Consider the following 18,706-nt stretch of genomic DNA (forward strand, 5'->3'; position numbering starts at 1 on the left):
TTTATGCGAGTAAGCTACATGATTGACGATATTGATGTATCTGTGGTTATTCCTGTCTATAACGCTGAGCGTTTTATTCGTACTGCTATTAGCTCGGTTTTATCTCAGGAATATGTAAATATTGAAGTGATAATAATTGATGATGGCTCTACTGATTCTAGCGGTAAAATAATACAATCAATAAATGATGACAGAATAAAATATTTCAAAAAAGAAAATGGAGGAATTGTATCTGCTCTTAATTTTGCGATACCTAAAGTTCATGCAAATATAATTGCTAGAATGGATGCTGACGATATAATGGAACCATTAAGGTTAAGAAAACAACTTGACTATATGGCAAGGTATAACTTAGACGTTGTTGGTGGGAATATTAAGTTAATCGATGAAAATGACCGTATTATTGGAAGAAAAAAATTCCCGACTAATCACTTCGATATAATATCATCATTACCTTTATTAACCCTCTTTGTCATCCTGCAACCATGATTAGGACGGCCGTATTAAAAAAAGCTAATGGGTATAGTTTAGGCACCGATGGAGCAGAGGATTTTGATTTATGGTGTAGATTATCGAGAGTATGTACTTTTGGGAGCGTCCCTGAGGATTTACTTTCCTATAGATTAACATCTAACAGTATATCTCAAACATTACATTTACATCGAATATCTTTATGTACTAATTCTATTAGAAAAATATTCCTAACGCTCCAATAGTTTTTTTATTCGTTTTCTTTGTATCTTTCAAAATCACTTGCTGTCCTTATTTATGCAGCTAAATATGCTTATATTACGAAATTTAAATCTTTCTATTATATGATTTCTGGATTTATCAGAGCATTAAATTTCTCATTTAAAATACATAAGGGAAAAAATGAGTGTTAACGTTCTTGTACAAGGGGGATTAGGTAATCAATTATTTCAGGTGGCATGGGCTTACTATTTGAAGGATAAGCTAAAGTTCGATGTTAATTTAAATGTGCATCTTTTTTATCAACAAAGGCAGCATTCTTCTGTCAGCTTTTTCTCCTTGCTGGAGAATTAGAAACTATTCCTATTTCAGAAGAAAGAATACTTACTTTTAATGATGACCTACTATCTAAAATTATTAGATTTTCACTAAGAAAAATGAAGATTAATCATGTGCCCAAATATTTTGATATATGATTATGATGCTTTAAGTAGTTTAGACGATTGTTTGAAGATACCAATGCCTAATTATCACTATGGATATTTTCAATTTCCAGATGCTGCGCTATATTCTTCGGATTTTTTGAGAGTTAGCATAGCGAATAAACATGGCAATCTCATGGGAGATATTTGGTAATAATATATCTGATCATGTTGGTATTCATATCCGCAGAGGTGATTTTGTTACATCCAGCAGCAAGTTACATGTTGCTAGTGATATTGAATATATAAGTAATGCAATTGAAAAGTTTCCGGGTAGACGTTTTATGGTTTTTTCAGATGATATTGATTGGTGTAAAAAACATTTACCGAAAATTAGTTCAATTGATTATTTTTCTGGGAAATCAGCAATCGAAGATTTTATTGGATTGATGTGTTGCCAAGATTATATCTTGAGTGGAAGTACTTTTAGTTGGTGGGCCGCCATTCTTAATGGAAATAAATCAACTAAAGTTATTATTCCAAATTCAGATGCCCAGTTTTATGTCTGAGCAATCTAATAAAAAAATCGGTTGGAATTATGAACGAGTGTAAAAGTGTTTGTATTATACAAAACTCAATAAAGACCGTTGTTGTGTTTAGGCTATCATATATTAAACAGTTACTATCTCGTGGGCATAAAGTATACTGTATTGCACCTAACGATGACAATGAGTCAGTTGATTGTCTAAAGAAATATGGTGTTATAGTTATTACTACGGATAATGAACGTCTTTTATATAGATATTTTTTTATTAACCTATCATTGCTGTGGGTTTTATTCAAAGAGAAGTTTAAATTAACTGTGTCTTGTCATTTTCTTGTTACATTTATTTTCTCTATCCCATCAATTTTCTTTGCAAGAAAGACTGTTTGTTTTATTGAAGGTATCGGGACTTTTTTTACAAAAAATAAAGGTTTTCTCAATATATTGAGATTATTGCTGACAAGAGGTGTTGGTAAAAGAATCTTCATGAACAAATATGAGAAGAATTTACTTGGTTGTGATGGTGATTTAGTGCTAGGTGGTATCGGCGTTGACATTGAGAGTTTTTGTTATAGCTATAAAATAAAAAAATGCTCGAGAAAAATAGAACTACTCTATGTTGGACGTTTAGTTGAAGATAAAGGTATTTTTTATATTATCGAGCTAATCAAGCATTTAAAGTTGGCTGGTGTAGACTTTACTCTTAATGTTGTTGGTGATACTTACCCTGCTAACCCATCCTCTCTGACAGAAGATGATATAGCTAATTTAAAAGCTGAGTTTGAGGAAGACATAATTTTTCATGGCTATTTGTCTGATCTTCGTCATATTTATGCAAAAACTGATGTTTTGCTTCTTTTGTCTAAACATGAAGGTTTTCCTGTCGTGGTTATGGAGGCTAACGCATGTGGTATTCCTGCAATATGTTATGCTGTGCCAGGCTGTATTGATGCCATTGAACATGGGGTCAATGGCTTCCTATTTAATGAGGGTGAAATCGAAGATATTGTGAAATTAATTAGCACTCAAAATTTTTCTTTATTGGCAACACAATGTCGTAATTATGCAGAAAAAAATTTCAATCAAGTAATCAAGAATAGAGCTATTATTGAGGCGATAGAATCGTTATGAAAAAGGCATTAATCACAGGTATTACTGGCCAGGATGGATCTTATTTAGCTGAGTTTTTGTTAGAAAAAGGCTATCAAGTTCATGGTATTAAACGCCGTTCATCTTCTTTTAATACAAGCCGTATTGATCATATTTATCAAGACCCTCATGAAGTAAACCCTCATTTCTTTTTACATTACGGTGACTTGACTGATACTTCTAATCTAATCCGCCTGGTAAAAGAAATTCAACCTGACGAAATCTATAACTTAGGTGCTCAATCTCATGTGGCTGTTTCATTTGAATCACCTGAGTATACCGCAGATGTAGATGCTATGGGTACATTGCGTTTGTTAGAGGCAGTACGTATCAATGGGTTAGAACATAAAACTCGTTTTTACCAGGCTTCTACGTCAGAGCTTTACGGCTTGGTTCAAGAAATTCCGCAGCGAGAAACCACACCATTTTATCCCCGCTCTCCGTATGCAGTTGCGAAGATGTATGCTTACTGGATTACAGTAAATTACCGTGAATCCTATGGCATGTATGCCTGTAATGGAATTTTATTCAACCATGAATCTCCTCGCCGTGGGGAAACGTTTGTTACTCGTAAAATTACTCGGGCTATTGCTAACATAGCACTCGGATTAGAAGATTGCTTGTATCTAGGGAATATGGATTCTCTGCGGGATTGGGGCCATGCGAAAGATTATGTTCGTATGCAATGGATGATGCTGCAGCAAGACCAACCTGAAGATTTTGTTATTGCAACTGGTAAACAGATTACGGTTCGCGAATTTGTTCGGATGTCTGCAAAAGAAGCGGGAATAGAAATTGAATTTTCAGGCAAAGGAATTGATGAGATTGCTACTATATCTGCAATCAGCGATGAGTATGCAACTTCAGCAAAAGTAGGTGATATTATTGTTCGAGTCGATCCTCGATACTTTCGCCCTGCTGAAGTAGAAACACTTTTAGGTGATCCATCGAAGGCCAAAGAAAAGTTAGGCTGGGTTCCCGAGATAACTGTTGAAGAGATGTGCGCTGAAATGGTCGCTGGCGATTTACAGCAGGCTAAGCAGCATGCTTTGCTCAAAGCCAACGGTTTTGATGTATCCATTACTTTAGAGAGCTAATACTGATGGTTATGAAGCGCGTATTTGTGGCAGGGCACCGAGGCATGGTTGGGTCAGCGATTGTCCGTCAGTTAAAAGGTCGTAGTGATATTGAATTAATTCTTAAAGCCCGCGCAGAATTAGATTTAATGTCTCAATCAGCTGTGCAGGCATTTTTTACTGCGGAGGCAATTGATGAGGTTTACCTTGCAGCGGCGAAAGTAGGAGGAATCCAGGCCAATAACAATTATCCCGCAGAATTCATTTATGAAAACCTGATGATCGAATGTAATATTATTAATGCAGCTCATATGGCGGGCATACATAAATTACTTTTCCTCGGTTCATCATGTATTTATCCCAAGATGGCGGACCAGCCTATGGAGCGAGTCGACACTGCTTACTGGCGTGCTGGAACCAACGAATGAACCTTATGCAATCGCCAAGATAGCCGGTATTAAATTGTGTGAATCGTACAATCGGCAATATAACCGTGATTACCGCAGCGTGATGCCAACTAATCTCTATGGTGAAAATGACAACTTCCATCCTGATAATTCTCATGTTATTCCTGCATTGTTACGTCGGTTTTCATGAAGCAAAAATGCGTAATGACAATGAAATAATTGTTTGGGAAGTGGTAAACCGATGCGCGAGTTCTTACATGGTAGATGATATGGCTGCTGCCAGCATCTATGTGATGGAACTGGCAGATGATATCTATGCTGCTAATACTCAGCCAATGTTATCGCATATTAATGTTGGAACGGGTATTGATTGTACTATTCGTGAATTAGCAGAAACGATTGCTCAAGTGGTTGGCTTTTCAGGTAAATTAGTTTTTGACTCAAGTAAACCAGATGGCGCACCTCGTAAGCTGATGGATGTAAGTCGTTTGGATAAATTAGGCTGGCGGTATCAAATTTCCTTGGAAAAAGGTTTAAAGATGACCTATCAATGGTTCTTGGATAATCAAAATAACTTTAGGAAGTAACTGCGCATGCTATTACCTGTAATTATGGCTGGGGGGGCTGGCAGCCGCTTGTGGCCGCTATCTCGAACCCATTACCCCAAGCAATTCTTGGCTCTTACGTCAGAGTTGAGTATGTTCCAAGAAACCTTACTTAGATTGGGAAATCTCCCCCATCTTTCACCATTAGTGATATGTAATGCAGAACATAGGTTTATTATTGCTGAGCAACTTAGGCAGCAAAATTTATTGCATAGCGGCATAGTATTGGAGCCTATTGGGCGTAATACAGCACCTGCAATTGCCTTGGCTGCGCTACTTGCCACATCAAATGGTGAGGACCCGATATTATTGGTACTAGCAGCTGATCATGTCATACAGGATAAGCCTGCATTCATTAGTGCTATTCAACTTGCAGAGCCTCTTGCAGAAATGGGTAAGTTGGTCACTTTTGGAATAGTTCCTAATACACCTGAAACTGGGTATGGCTATATCCGACAAGGTAAGCAGATCGAAGGAGGAGCTTTTCAGGTTGACTCTTTTGTCGAGAAACCTGATTTAGCCAAAGCAGAGCAATATTTATCATCTGGTGATTATTACTGGAATAGTGGGATGTTTGTATTCAAAGCATCTCGTTATTTGCAAGAGTTGGAAAAGCATCGGCCAGATATTTTTGAAGCCTGTAAAAGTGCCATTGCCGGACAACGCAAGGATCTAGATTTTATTCGCCTTGATGAGGCTGCATTTTACAGCTGTCCCGATGAGTCCATCGATTATGCAGTCATGGAAAGAACAAGCGATGCTGTCGTGGTTCCGATGAATGCGCAATGGAGTGATGTCGGGTGTTGGTCTGCGCTCTGGGAAATCAATGATAAAGATAGCCATGGTAATGTGGTTCGTGGCGACGTATTAACGGAAGATACAAACAATAGCTATATCTACTCTCAGAATAGATTAGTAGCCACTGTCGGTATTAATGATTTAATTATTGTCGAAACCAAAGATGCTTTATTGGTGGCGAATAAGAATAAAGTTCAAAGCGTTAAAGAAATCGTTGGGCAACTTAAACTTGGCTCGCGACTTGAATATCTCCAGCATAAGGAAGTCTATCGACCTTGGGGGTCGCATGATGCGATTGCTGAAGGTGTCCGATATCATGTACAGCATGTAACAATCAAACCGGGACAACGGACTGCGACTCAAATTCATCATCATCGAGCTGAACACTGGGTTGTCGTCTCTGGGACGGCCAGAGTATATAGAGACAACGAAAGTTATTTAGTGACAGAGAATGAGTCAACCTATATTGCTGTTGGAGTGGCTCACTCTATTGAGAATCCAGGAAAACTTCCTCTGGAAATTATAGAGGTTCGTACTGGAAGTTACTTAGAAGAAGATGATATTGTTCGAATTGAGCATAAAATATAGAGCTAGAAATCATGAGTGCACTAAGTTGTTTTAAAGCCTACGATATTCGTGGTCGATTAGGTGATGAATTAAATGAAGATATTGCTTACAGAATAGGCCGGGCATACGGCGAGTTTGAAAAGCCTAAGAGAGTAGTCGTTGGTGGCGATGTCAGATTGACCAGTGAAAGTCTAAAATTAGCACTGTCGCGTGGTTTACAAGATGCCGGTGTTGATGTATTAGATATTGGTTTATCTGGTACGGAAGAGATATATTTTTCAACTTTCCATTTAGATGTTGATGGTGGAATAGAAGTAACTGCCAGTCATAATCCAATCGATTATAATGGTATGAAGTTAGTTCGAAAGAACGCTTGCCCTATTAGTGGTGATACTGGTTTACGAAATATCCAGCATTTAGCAGAAATTAATAAATTTCCACCAGTAGAACCATCAATGAAGGGTAGTTATGATAAAATATCGATTATTGATGACTATATTGACCATTTGATGGGATATGTAAATCCGTCTTTATTTAAGCCCTTGAGGTTAGTTGTTAATAGTGGAAATGGCGCTGCAGGGCATGTAATTGATGCGTTAGAGAAACGCTTTACTGCTTTAGATATTCCTATTACCTTGATTAAAATCCATAACGAGCCAGATGGCACTTTCCCTCATGGTATTCCCAATCCATTATTACCTGAATGTCGGCAAGATACAACGGATGCGGTGTTAGCCAATGGTGCTGATATGGGGATCGCTTTTGATGGTGATTTTGATCGCTGCTTCTTTTTTAACCATAACGGGGATTTTATTGAAGGGTATTATATTGTAGGTCTTTTGGCTGAGTTCTTTCTTCAAAAAGATGGTTTTAGTAAGATAATTCATGACCCACGTTTTAACTTGGAATACAATAGATATTGTCAATTCTTCCGGAGGAAAAGCGATAATGTCTAAAACTGGCCATGCTTTTATTAAAGAGCGCATGCGGAAAGAAGATGCAATTTATGGTGGTGAAATGAGTGCTCATCACTATTTTCGTGATTTTGCTTATTGTGACTCAGGAATGATTCCATGGTTACTTATTTCAGAGATTATATCTGTCAAAGGAAAGAGTTTAGAACAATTAGTAAAAGAACGTATGAAGGCCTATCCTGCGTCAGGAGAGATAAATTCCCTACTAATTGATCCAATATCTGCGATTGCAAGAGTTCGTGCTGCATATGAAGCCAAGGCTATTAAGATTGATGAGATCGATGGCATTAGTATGGAGTTTGCAGAGTGGCGCTTCAATTTACGTAGTTCAAACACGGAATCTGTTGTTAGATTAAATGTTGAATCAAGGTGTGATACTAAACTAATGAACGAAGAAACTTCAAATATTTTACGCATATTAAGAGAGTGATTATGATTTCTATTTGACTTGTTGAATAATATTTTTGTATCAATGATAAAATAGGATATTTATGTCTATATTAATTACTGGTGGTGCTGGATATATAGGTTCTCATACAGTGCTTACATTGTTGGAACAAGGAAGGAATGTTGTTGTTCTTGATAATCTAATTAATTCATCAGCAGAGTCCTTAGCCAGAGTCTCAAAGATTTGTGGACGAAAACCTAATTTTTATCATGGCGATATACTTGATAGATCATGTCTTAAGCTTATTTTTTCAAGTCATAAAATTGATTCGGTTATCCATTTTGCAGGTTTGAAATCAGTAGGTGAGTCAGTTGAAAAACCTATTGAGTATTATCAAAACAATGTAGTTGGTTCTATTACTTTACTTGAGGAAATGTGTTTAGCTAATGTCAAAAAATTAATATTCAGCTCTTCAGCAACAGTATATGGTGAGCCTGAATTCGTTCCGTTGACTGAAAAAGCTAGAATTGGCGGGACGACTAACCCATATGGCACTTCAAAAGTGATGGTAGAGCAAATATTAAAAGATTTCTCTTTAGCTCATCCCGACTATTCAATAACAGCGTTGCGTTATTTTAATCCAGTAGGCGCTCATCCTTCTGGTTTAATTGGTGAGGATCCTAACGGAAAACCCAATAATTTATTACCATTCATAACCCAGGTTGCCATTGGCAAATTATCTAAACTATTAGTGTATGGTAATGACTACGATACACCAGATGGGTCTGGTATTAGAGATTATATTCATGTTATGGATCTCGCTGAAGGGCACCTTAGTACTTTAATTAACTTGACCTCAGGATTTCGTATATACAATTTAGGAACCGGAGTTGGCTATTCTGTTTTGCATATGATTAAGGAATTTGAGCGTATTACGGGTAAGAATATTCCATTTGACATTGTTAGCCGTAGGCCTGGTGATATAGCTGAGTGTTGGGCAAGCCCTGAACTAGCACATCTAGAGTTAGGTTGGTATGCAAAAAGAACTTTAGTTGATATGCTTCAGGACGCTTGGAAATGGCAAAAAATGAATCCTAATGGTTATAACTGTTAGTTATTATTTACAATGTTTTTCTTAATTTAATTGGTATGGGTAAAATTGATGAGTGATAGATCACAGGGTAATGATAAAAAACCATCCCCGTTTGGAAAGTATATATTGCCTTCAAATAAAGAAGAAGTAGACCTTATAGAGATAATTTCAATAATATTTAGATCATCCAAGTTGATCTTTATTGTACTCGCTATATTTACTCTTGTGGGTGGAGGGGTTGTGTTTTTTTCTCCAAAAGAATGGACTAGTTATGCAATAGTATCAGTTACTTCTGATGGTAAGATGCAACCACTTGAATCTATTGAGTCATCATTATCAGTGCTTAATATTGATTTGAATATTACCGCAGATGATCTGCTCATGGATTTCAGGAAATACTACTCTTCTAAAGATATGTTGAGTAAATATATGTCCAAAGAGAAGGTTAACGCTAATAATTTTGCTGGGGTTAAAGGCAAGAATATAAATTCAGATAGTGATGTTAAAGGTAATTACATTCTTACTTATAGTTCTAATTTAGAATATGGGTTAAAAGATGTTTTCACAGGTTATGTTAATTATATTAACCGGAAAGTTAATGATAATCTTAATGACCAAATTAAATTCACCATAGATACAGCTAAAAAGATGGCCACTGAAGAATATAATTTAGCTTTACAACAGGTTGAGAATGAACATAAAATCAGAATCCAGAGATTAGAATACGCAGCTTCGATAGCTAAAGCGGCTGGTTTGCAGAAGCCAGCTATTGGTGCATTTGATATTTCTGCTAGTAGTAATAATTATCCAATATCCATGGGGTATGATTTATTAAATAGGCAGCTAGAAATTGAGAGGTCTATAACTGATCTCACAAGTGTTAATGCTGATTTATTGAATAAAAAACTCTACCTGAATAAAATAACCGCATTACAACCTGTTGTTATAGATGTCCCAACATTTAATTACTTGCAGGAGCCATCGGATCCACTACAGCATAGTGTCCCATCTGAACCAATACTTCAAAATAGTAGAAAAGGTTTATTGACGATTATTTCATTTAGTTTTATTGGTTTAATTGGTTCTATTACATTTGTATTGATGCGTTTTTTTGTTCGTGAGCGTCATAATTCCAGATTAGAACCACCAAAAAAATAAATTTATTATGCTCAGATAAAGAACTGTCGTGTTATAAAATACTAATTTTTTCATACGTATGCTTAATCTATCAGCGTATATTATGCTTACTGTAACAGACTATTTTGGTATTACTACTTATGTATGCCAGAGATTTTATCTCTGGTCTCCTTTTTTTATCTTCCCATTTCAATTTTTTACTCAAAACAATGAAATTTCCTGGTAAACGCAAATCTAAGCACTATTTTCCTGTTAATGCTCGTGACCCTTTATTGCAACCGGCTCAGACAGAAAATGAAGTGAGCACCTCTTATATCGTTGGTATTGATCAGACGCTAGTTGATATTGAAGCAAAAGTCGATGAGGGCTTTATTGCGCGTTATGGTCTGAGCCAAGGGCACTCTTTGGTTATCGAGGACGAAGTTGCTGAACGCCTTTATCAGGAGCTAACCGCTAATGGCTTAATAACGCATGAGTTTGCGGGGGGAACCATTGGTAATACGTTGCACAATTATTCTGTTTTGGCTGATGACCGCTCTATTTTATTAGGTACGATGTGTAGCAATATCAAAATTGGTAGTTATGCCTATCGTTATTTGTGTAATACCTCTAGTCGCACTGATTTGAACTATTTACAGGCAGTTGATGGTGCGATTGGTCGCTGTTTCACTCTCATTACGGATAATGGCGAGCGCACATTTGCGATCAGTCCCGGTCAAATGAATCAGCTACGACCGGAAAGTATCCCTGAAGATATTATCGCAGGGGCATCGGCATTGGTTCTTACCGCTTATTTGGTGCGTTGTAAAGCGGGCGAGCCAATGCCAGCGGCTACAATGCAGGCCATCAGTTATGCAAAGAAATATAACGTTCCTGTCGTGATGACACTAGGGACAAAATACGTTATTGCAGATAATCCGCAGTGGTGGCGTGATTTTCTTAAAGAAAACGTCTCTATAGTGGCGATGAATGAAGATGAAGCTTATGAACTGACGGGGCTTAATGATCCGCTGATGGCCTCAGATATGGCTTTGAACTGGGTTGATTTAGTGCTTTGCACCGCTGGCCCTAATGGCCTTTATATGGCGGGCTATACGGAAGAGGCTAATAAACGCCAAACTCAGCACCCATTATTACCCGGTGCGATTGCTGAATTTAACTTGTATGAATTCAGCCGCGCGATGCGTAAAGAGCATTGTGATAACCCATTACGGATTTATTCGCATATTGCCCCTTATATGGGCGGCCCTGAGAAAATAATGAATACTAATGGGGCAGGGGATGGTGCTTTATCTGCGGTGCTGCATGACATTGCTGCCAATGGTTTTCATCGTAATAATGTTCCGAACTCGAGCAAACATGTTCGTAGTTACCTGAGTTACTCTTCATTGGCGCAAGTGTGTAAATATGCCAATCGGGTTAGTTATCAAGTGCTGAATCAGCATTCACCGCGTTTGACGCGTGGTTTGCCTGAGCGGGAAGACAGTTTGGAAGAGTCGTACTGGGAAAGATAATTGTCGTCAAATAGTGAACAGGGCCAGCATATGCTGGCCCTATTGGTTTATAACTTGCTAACACTGAGATGTTTTTAAATTGGGCAAAGCGGGCGTTTGTCTTCTTCGGTCAGCGTTTCTATCTTCAACATATTAAGCATACTGTTGGCAATTTCACGTTCGCCCATCACAACCTGGTTCGCGCCACGATCCGAGATATAAACCACTTCGTCGTCATAATGCGCGCGAGCAATTATCTCAAGGTCTGGCCGTTTAATTCTGGCGGAGGCGACAATTTCCCCAGCTTCGTAGCCATTCGGTATGGTCAGTAATAACCAGCGGGCACAATCCAAACGAGCCAGCGACATAATATCTGCACTTGCAGCATTGCCTAATACCGCATTAATGCCTTGTTCACGTAGCGCCTCAACTCTTGGTCGAGAGTTCTCAATGACCACTAATGGAATACCTTCCGCGTGCAGTTTTGCACCTAATAAACTCCCCACCCGACCATAACCGACTAACAGTGCATGATTGCACAAATCTACCGGGATCTGCTTTTCCTCTTCGACTGCCTCTTCCAGAATCAGATCTTCCATCGTCTCGTTTTTAGCCAAATAGCGATCTAATAATGTAAACAGTAGCGGGTTGAGCATAATTGATAAAATTGCGCCCGCCAGCACCAGATTACGGCCATGCTCAGACATTAAACCGAGAGAAATTCCAAGCCCGGCGAGAATAAAGGCAAATTCACCGATTTGCGCCAGGCTGACAGAAATGGTGAGTGCTGTACGTTTTGAGTGACCAAACATCCGCACTAATATAAACGCTGCTGCTGATTTGCCGAAGATAATGATAGCTAGTGAAGCCAGTACAGCTAATGGTTCACGTAGCAAAATCATTGGGTCGAACAACATCCCAACTGAAACGAAGAACAGTACGGCAAATGCATCACGTAGCGGTAAGGTATCTTGCGCCGCACGGTGGCTGAGCTCTGATTCATTCAATACCATTCCTGCGAAGAATGCACCGAGAGCAAAGGATACGTCGAACAGCCCTACAGCGCCGTAAGCAATACCAAGCGCTAATACCAGCACTGCCAAGGTAAATAGCTCACGGGAACCGGTACTGGCGGTTTTAGCCAGTATCCAGGGGACCAAACGACGACCGACAACAATCATCAGCGTAATGAAGGCAATGACTTTACCGATGGTTATTGCTAGTTCAGTGAATAACTGGCTGAGACTGGTGGTTTCGTTACCCATCACGCCGGCAAAGGCTGGTAATAGCACCAATGTGAGTACCATCGCCAAATCTTCGACAATCAGCCAGCCGATAGCAATTTGCCCCCGCTGGCTATCTATGAGTTGCCGTTCTTCTAGAGCTCGTAGTAATACCACGGTACTTGCTGTTGATAGACAAAGACCGAAGACAAAACCTGTCATCAAATCCCAGCCTAATAAATGAGACAGTCCCATTCCGAGTAAGGTGGCAACGGCAATTTGTGCCACAGCACCGGGTATGGCGATGGCTTTTACTGCGAGGAGGTCTTTAAGTGAGAAGTGAAGTCCGACACCAAACATCAACAAGATAACACCAATTTCAGCCAGTTCTGGTGCTAATGAGGTATCAGCAACGAAACCTGGCGTAAATGGCCCGGCCAGCACCCCTGCGGCAAGGTACCCCACCAGTGGTGAGATGCGCAGGCGGTGAGCCAAGGAGCCCAAGAGGAAGGCGAGAACAAGGCCTCCGACGATCGTGGTAATTAAGGGTGTTGAGTGGTGCATCCAGACTCCTTCTAGTTTGGCAGGGCGGCAAGCATTTCACAGCAATAACATCAGTTTATTGCATTTATGCGATCAATGCGCGATAAAAATTCATTTTTTATCGATAAAAGTCAGCTTTGGCACGGAAATTGTTTGAAGTGGTTGTTTGTGAGGGATTTGCTATTTCTATCTCTATTACGCAGGGAAATCGCCCAACTGAAACACATATCTCAGTCGGGATTATAGGGTTATTACTATTACTTATCTTCTATATTGGGCAGGAAGACCGTAATTATCCCCAGTAATGGTAAGAAGGCGCATATTTGATAAACCAGTTCAATACTGGTTAAATCAGCAACATACCCTAGTACAGCCGCACCTAACCCCCCCATACCGAAAGCAAAACCGAAGAATAGACCGGATACCATGCCCACTTTACCCGGAATAAGCTCTTGCGCATACACCAGTATTGCCGAGAAGGCAGAGGCAAGGATAAGGCCAATGATCACGGTTAAAACCCCGGTCCAATACAGAGAAACGTAGGGTAAAATAAGGGTAAATGGCGCAACGCCCAATATTGACCCCCAAATAACATACTTTCGACCTATCCTATCGCCAAGAGGGCCGCCAATGATGGTGCCAGCGGCCACTGCGAATAAGAAGACAAATAAATGTATTTGGGCATTTTGTACCGAAACACCAAACTTATGCATCAAATAAAAGGTGTAATAGCTACTAATACTGGTCAAGTAGAAGTATTTAGAGAATATCAGCACCATTAAGATAGCTAGGGCGCTAATAACCGTCTTTTTAGGCAGTATTTTGGCCGATGAGACTTTTACTACTTTGCCATAGGTTGCTCTTTGTTGTTGCTGATACCATTTACTGACCTGCAACAGCACCACAATAGCCAGCAGTGCCGCGAGTGAAAACCAACCTACATTGCCTTTACCGTAAGGTGCGATAAGGATCGCGGCTAATAGTGGGCCAAGGGCGCTGCCGAAGTTGCCTCCCACCTGAAAAATAGACTGAGCCATACCGTGGCGGCCACCGGATGCCATGCGGGCTACGCGGGAGGATTCTGGGTGGAAGACCGAAGAACCGGTTCCGACTAGTGCCGCTGCCAGTAAAACCACCGGGAAAGTCGTGGCAACCGCAAGCAGCAAGATACCTGATAAGGTGAAACCCATGCCAATCGGCAGTGAATAGGGCTGCGGATGCTTATCGGTATAAAGACCAATAAGTGGCTGTAATAATGAGGCGGTAAGCTGATAAGTGAGGGTGATTAATCCAATCTGCGCAAAACTCAGCGAAAACTCGGCTTGTAATAGCGGATAAATCGCCAGAATCAGCGACTGGATCATATCGTTAAGTAAGTGAGATACGCTAATAGCACCTAATATAGAGAAAGAGGTGCGTTTTACCTTGGTATTATCGAAGGGCTGGGTATTGACGGAGGGAGGGAGCTCCGTCTCAGAACGATCGGTCATAGTGAGTATTCGCCTAATAATTATCACTGTTAATAATATATTGGTAATGAATACATATTATGCAGATTGAATGATTTTTACTACAGCAGATACAATTTGATATATATTCAAATATTCTGAAATTCACCCATAGATCATCAGACTACAATACGAACTCTGTCACAGTATCATCTTGATTTATCATGATATTGGTATGTGTCACCCCATTTTCACTCATTAAACTGGCGCTGAACGGGCTGGTTTTAACGACAATATGGAGATTTGCGATGCGTTTTTCATTATCGACCACAGCAGCTGCTTTAGCTGTGTCGCTGGCGTTTGCTCCGGGATGGGCTGCCGCCTGGGAAAAAGATAAAACTTACGATATCACCATACTGCATACCAATGACCATCATGGCCACTTCTGGCAAAATGACCACGGCGAATATGGCCTGGCGGCACAGAAAACCTTAGTTGATGACATTCGTAAGCAAGTTGCCGCAGCAGGGGGAAGCTTGTTGTTGCTCTCCGGTGGGGATATCAATACCGGTGTTCCGGAATCTGATTTACAGGATGCTGAGCCTGATTTTCGCGGTATGAATTTGGTCGGTTATGACGCAATGGCTATCGGCAACCATGAGTTTGATAATCCACTGAGTGTGCTGCGCCAGCAGGAGAAATGGGCCACTTTCCCATTATTATCCGCCAATATTTATCAGAAAAGCACTCAACAGCGATTATTCAAACCTTACGCCTTGTTTGATAAGCAAGGTGTGAAAATTGCTGTAATTGGTTTAACCACCGATGATACCGCTAAGATCGGCAATCCCGAGTATTTCACCGATATCGAATTCCGCGTGCCTGCGACAGAAGCAAAGCAAGTTGTCGAGCAACTGAGAAAAACTGAAAAGCCTGACATTATCATCGCGGCGACTCATATGGGCCATTATGATGATGGCAAACACGGGTCGAATGCGCCGGGTGATGTCGAGATGGCGCGCAGTTTACCGGCGGGCTATCTGGATATGATTGTGGGTGGGCACTCACAAGATCCGGTTTGTATGGCCAGTGAGAACCATAAGCAGGCTGATTATGTGCCCGGTACGCCTTGTGCCCCAGATCGGCAAAATGGTACGTGGATAGTACAGGCGCATGAATGGGGCAAATATGTGGGGCGGGCAGACTTCAAATTCCGTAATGGCGAGTTGAAGTTAGTGAGCTATCAGTTAATCCCAATCAATTTGAAGAAAAAAGTCGAGAAAGCTGATGGCACCAGTGAGCGCATCTTTTATACACAAGAGATTGCGCAAGACCCGTCAATGCTGAAACTGCTAACACCTTTTGAACAGCAGGGCAAAGCGCAGCTGGATGTCAAAGTGGGTAGTGTGAATGGCAAGTTGGAAGGGGATCGCAGCAAAGTGCGTTTCGAGCAAACTAATCTGGCGCGGTTGCTATTGGCGGCACAAATGGAACGAGCGGGTGCTGATTTTGCGGTGATGAGTGGCGGTGGGGTTCGTGACTCTATCGATGCGGGTGATATCACCTATAAAGATGTTCTTAAGGTCCAGCCATTTGGTAATACACTGGTTTATGCCGATATGAAAGGCAGTGAAGTTGAGAAGTATCTGGCGGTTGTGGCCAATAAGAAAGTCGATTCAGGTGCGTATGCACAATTTGCCAATGTCAGCTTAGTCGCTGATGGCAAGGGTGTCAGTAACGTGAAAATACAAGGCAAACCGTTAGATCCGAATAAAACCTATCGTCTGGCAACCTTGAATTTCAATGCGCTAGGCGGTGATGGTTATCCGAAGATTGATACTTTACCGAGCTATGTAAATACCGGTTTTATCGACGCAGAAGTGCTGAAACAGTATATTGAAAAGCACTCACCGCTGGATGCCAGTCAGTATCAGCCGAAAGGCGAGATTGTTTATAAATAATAAATGAGATAAGGAGTCACTATAGTCAGTGACTCCTGAGGTTAATGACAAAGTGCCCGTAACGGTGAAAACAGGCAGATCGTAAAGACGCCGTAAACCCCTCCCTGGGGGCTCGAGCCGCGCCGTCCTTGGCGCGGACGCTTTACTCTTCTACCTGCCTTCACCTTGCAAGATCGAGTTATCGAGGTTTGTCAGCAGTCTGAGGAGTCACTATAGTCAGTGGCTCCTATTATATAATCCTGATTGCTATTGGTTATATATAGAAATCAAGATGCATTAAGCGAAAAATATTTTTTGTTGATGTGTTGTTTATATTTGTGTTCATAAAATCTATTTACCTAAGTGAGATAATATCACTGGGGCTAAGCCAAAGATGGTAAGTAAGTTACTTGTTATTTATTGGATATTAGATTCAGGAGGCTCACTATGCGCTTTCATAAAATAGTTATTATTTTTTCAATGCTCACCGCACTGCCTGTTGCGAGTGCACTCGCGTGTTTCCACCAACCTAGCTGTTTCACACGATGTGCTCAGTTGCCACTCTGGGAGGTGCCTTTCTGTGATCTTGGCACCATGCATACGCCGGCTTTGCAAAATGGAAATTTAAAAAATCCAATTGCATTATATTCCTCATCTAACATTAATCACAGTAATGAGGGTTTATTTAACGTAAAAGAACTTTATAGACAATAAGTTAATTATCGATGAAAGGGCTATTTTAGCCCTTTCATATTGGTGATAACTTAATCCCGCTTGGCGATATCAGCAAAGGTGCCTTGTAGTAATCGGCATAAATCTGTTGCCGCCAATTCAATATCTAACCCCCGCTTTCCGCCGGAAACAAATATGGTGGCATACTCTTGTGCTGGGCTATCAATGACCGTGGGTAAGCGCTTTTTCTGCCCCAATGGGCTGATGCCGCCAACTAAATAGCCGGTGCTACGTTGCGCTAATTGCGGGTCTGCCATCTCGGCTTTTTTTGCTCCCAATGCACGTGCCACTTTCTTGAGATCAAGTTGGGTGGCCACCGGTGTGACCGCAACCGCCAGATTTTTGGCATCGCCATTTAACGCAACCAGTAAAGTTTTATAAACTTGATCGGCATTGAGGCCCAGTTTTTTTACCGCTTCATCACCGAAATTGGTTTCTGTGGCGTCATGGTGATAGGGGTGCAATGTGAAAGGAACTTTTTGTTTTTCCAGCAAAACGACTGCAGGTGTCATAATAAACGTCCAATTTAAAATGAAAATTTATTCAGTGGGAATATCCTACACCCAATTTTTGTCGCAGGACTAAAAATTAACCTAATAAAATCAGCACAATGATCCGATGCGATACGATATATGATGAATGTCAGTTGCTAATCTAATCGTCAGGTTGCTACCCTATACTGGCTGCTCATATTTTCCGCAAGGAATGTGAGGGCTTAATAACTAAAATAATGAAAATTCCTCTTTGACTGGCCGATAGAGATATCGGCCATTTTTTGTGCACAGAAAACCTCCAGCTAGGCTGGAGGTTCCGTAAAGCTTTCAGCTTTGAGCCAGTTATAAAAACCCCTTTTGATTTGTTAAAACACCTTGCGGTCTGGCAACTGCAATGGTCAAACAAGAAATCAAAAGGGGGTCCCAATGGGGGACGAAAAGAGCTTAGCGCACACCCGATGGAACTGTAAATATCACATAGTTTTCGCGCCTAAATACCGAAGACAGGTTTTCTACGGCGAGAAACGCCGGGCAGTGGGGAGTATCCTAAGAAAGCTGTGTGAATGGAAAAATGTGCACATTCTGGAAGCGGAGTGCTGTGCAGATCACATCCATATGCTTGTGGAAATCCCGCCGAAGATGAGCGTATCAAGCTTCATGGGGTATCTGAAGGGCAAAAGTAGCCTGATGTTGTATGAGCAATTTGGAGATTTGAAATTCAAATACAGGAACAGAGAGTTTTGGTGCAGAGGGTATTATGTGGATACGGTGGGTAAAAATACCTCGAAGATCCGGGACTACATAAAGCACCAACTGGAGCAGGATAAACTGGGGGAATAACTATCAATTCCGTACCCCGGTAGCCCGTTTACGGGCAGTAAGTAACGAATTTGGATGCAAATGTCAGATTGCTGTGCGCCTGTTAGGGCGCGGCTGGTAACAAAGCCTTACAGGCGCATATGAAAAACCTCCGGCTATGCCGG

Annotated in this window: 12 protein-coding genes and 4 pseudogenes; 13 read left to right on the forward strand and 3 right to left on the reverse strand. The window is 40.7% G+C overall.

The window, feature by feature from the left end; genetic code table 11:
* The 11 genes and pseudogenes from FGL26_RS21570 to FGL26_RS00050 form a co-directional block, all read left to right on the forward strand.
* A partial coding sequence (locus FGL26_RS21570; RefSeq protein ID WP_241999468.1) for a glycosyltransferase family 2 protein occupies positions 1 to 489 on the forward strand: 489 nt, incomplete at its 5' end.
* 384 nt (positions 490 to 873) lie between these two features.
* Positions 874 to 1,166, forward strand: a pseudogene (locus FGL26_RS21750) (alpha-1,2-fucosyltransferase).
* A pseudogene (locus FGL26_RS00010) lies at positions 1,141 to 1,681 on the forward strand (alpha-1,2-fucosyltransferase). Before FGL26_RS21750 ends, FGL26_RS00010 begins: the two co-directional pseudogenes overlap by 26 nt.
* Before the next feature lie 29 nt (positions 1,682 to 1,710).
* The gene (locus FGL26_RS00015; RefSeq protein WP_005167739.1) at positions 1,711 to 2,787 is read left to right on the forward strand and encodes a glycosyltransferase family 4 protein; all 1,077 of its coding nucleotides are present in this window, start codon (positions 1,711 to 1,713) and stop codon (positions 2,785 to 2,787) included.
* Positions 2,784 to 3,902: a GDP-mannose 4,6-dehydratase gene (gene gmd / locus FGL26_RS00020; protein ID WP_005167740.1), complete on the forward strand. Its 1,119-nt coding sequence runs from the start codon at positions 2,784 to 2,786 to the stop codon at positions 3,900 to 3,902. Before FGL26_RS00015 ends, gmd begins: the two co-directional genes overlap by 4 nt.
* Positions 3,903 to 3,907: 5 nt before the next feature.
* A pseudogene (gene fcl, locus FGL26_RS00025) lies at positions 3,908 to 4,875 on the forward strand (GDP-L-fucose synthase).
* Positions 4,876 to 4,881: 6 nt separating this feature from the next.
* Positions 4,882 to 6,279 (forward strand): mannose-1-phosphate guanylyltransferase/mannose-6-phosphate isomerase, encoded by a 1,398-nt coding sequence (locus tag FGL26_RS00030; RefSeq protein ID WP_005167742.1) that lies wholly within the window; start codon positions 4,882 to 4,884, stop codon positions 6,277 to 6,279.
* 11 nt (positions 6,280 to 6,290) lie between these two features.
* Positions 6,291 to 7,662 (forward strand): annotated as a pseudogene (gene cpsG / locus FGL26_RS00035) (phosphomannomutase CpsG).
* A gap of 61 nt (positions 7,663 to 7,723) precedes the next feature.
* Complete coding sequence (galE, locus tag FGL26_RS00040) at positions 7,724 to 8,734, forward strand: UDP-glucose 4-epimerase GalE (protein ID WP_005167749.1); 1,011 nt, start codon at positions 7,724 to 7,726, stop codon at positions 8,732 to 8,734.
* A gap of 48 nt (positions 8,735 to 8,782) precedes the next feature.
* Positions 8,783 to 9,871, forward strand: coding sequence for a Wzz/FepE/Etk N-terminal domain-containing protein (locus FGL26_RS00045; protein ID WP_005167751.1), 1,089 nt, complete (start codon positions 8,783 to 8,785; stop codon positions 9,869 to 9,871).
* 188 nt (positions 9,872 to 10,059) lie between these two features.
* Positions 10,060 to 11,364 (forward strand): inosine/guanosine kinase, encoded by a 1,305-nt coding sequence (locus FGL26_RS00050; protein ID WP_005167753.1) that lies wholly within the window; start codon positions 10,060 to 10,062, stop codon positions 11,362 to 11,364.
* A 74-nt stretch (positions 11,365 to 11,438) separates the two neighbouring features.
* On the opposite strand, the gene ybaL is transcribed toward FGL26_RS00050, so the two are convergent.
* The gene (gene ybaL / locus FGL26_RS00055) at positions 11,439 to 13,130 is read right to left on the reverse strand and encodes a YbaL family putative K(+) efflux transporter (protein WP_005158223.1); all 1,692 of its coding nucleotides are present in this window, start codon (positions 13,128 to 13,130) and stop codon (positions 11,439 to 11,441) included.
* Between the two features lie 236 nt (positions 13,131 to 13,366).
* The gene (gene rosA / locus FGL26_RS00060; RefSeq protein ID WP_005167755.1) at positions 13,367 to 14,599 is read right to left on the reverse strand and encodes an MFS transporter RosA; all 1,233 of its coding nucleotides are present in this window, start codon (positions 14,597 to 14,599) and stop codon (positions 13,367 to 13,369) included.
* Positions 14,600 to 14,865: 266 nt separating this feature from the next.
* On the opposite strand from rosA, the gene ushA reads away from it, so the two are divergent.
* Positions 14,866 to 16,518, forward strand: coding sequence for a bifunctional UDP-sugar hydrolase/5'-nucleotidase UshA (gene ushA, locus FGL26_RS00065; protein WP_005167760.1), 1,653 nt, complete (start codon positions 14,866 to 14,868; stop codon positions 16,516 to 16,518).
* Between the two features lie 743 nt (positions 16,519 to 17,261).
* Here ushA and ybaK read toward each other — a convergent pair.
* Positions 17,262 to 17,741: a Cys-tRNA(Pro)/Cys-tRNA(Cys) deacylase YbaK gene (gene ybaK, locus FGL26_RS00075; protein WP_005167764.1), complete on the reverse strand. Its 480-nt coding sequence runs from the start codon at positions 17,739 to 17,741 to the stop codon at positions 17,262 to 17,264.
* Positions 17,742 to 18,149: 408 nt separating this feature from the next.
* Here ybaK and tnpA point away from each other — a divergent pair, with 408 nt between their 5' ends.
* On the forward strand, positions 18,150 to 18,563 hold the full coding sequence (gene tnpA / locus FGL26_RS00080) for an IS200/IS605 family transposase (RefSeq protein ID WP_005172776.1): 414 nt from the start codon (positions 18,150 to 18,152) through the stop codon (positions 18,561 to 18,563).
* The last annotated feature ends 143 nt before the right edge of the window (positions 18,564 to 18,706 follow it).

Source organism: Yersinia enterocolitica subsp. enterocolitica, assembly GCF_901472495.1.
Lineage (GTDB): Bacteria > Pseudomonadota > Gammaproteobacteria > Enterobacterales > Enterobacteriaceae > Yersinia > Yersinia enterocolitica.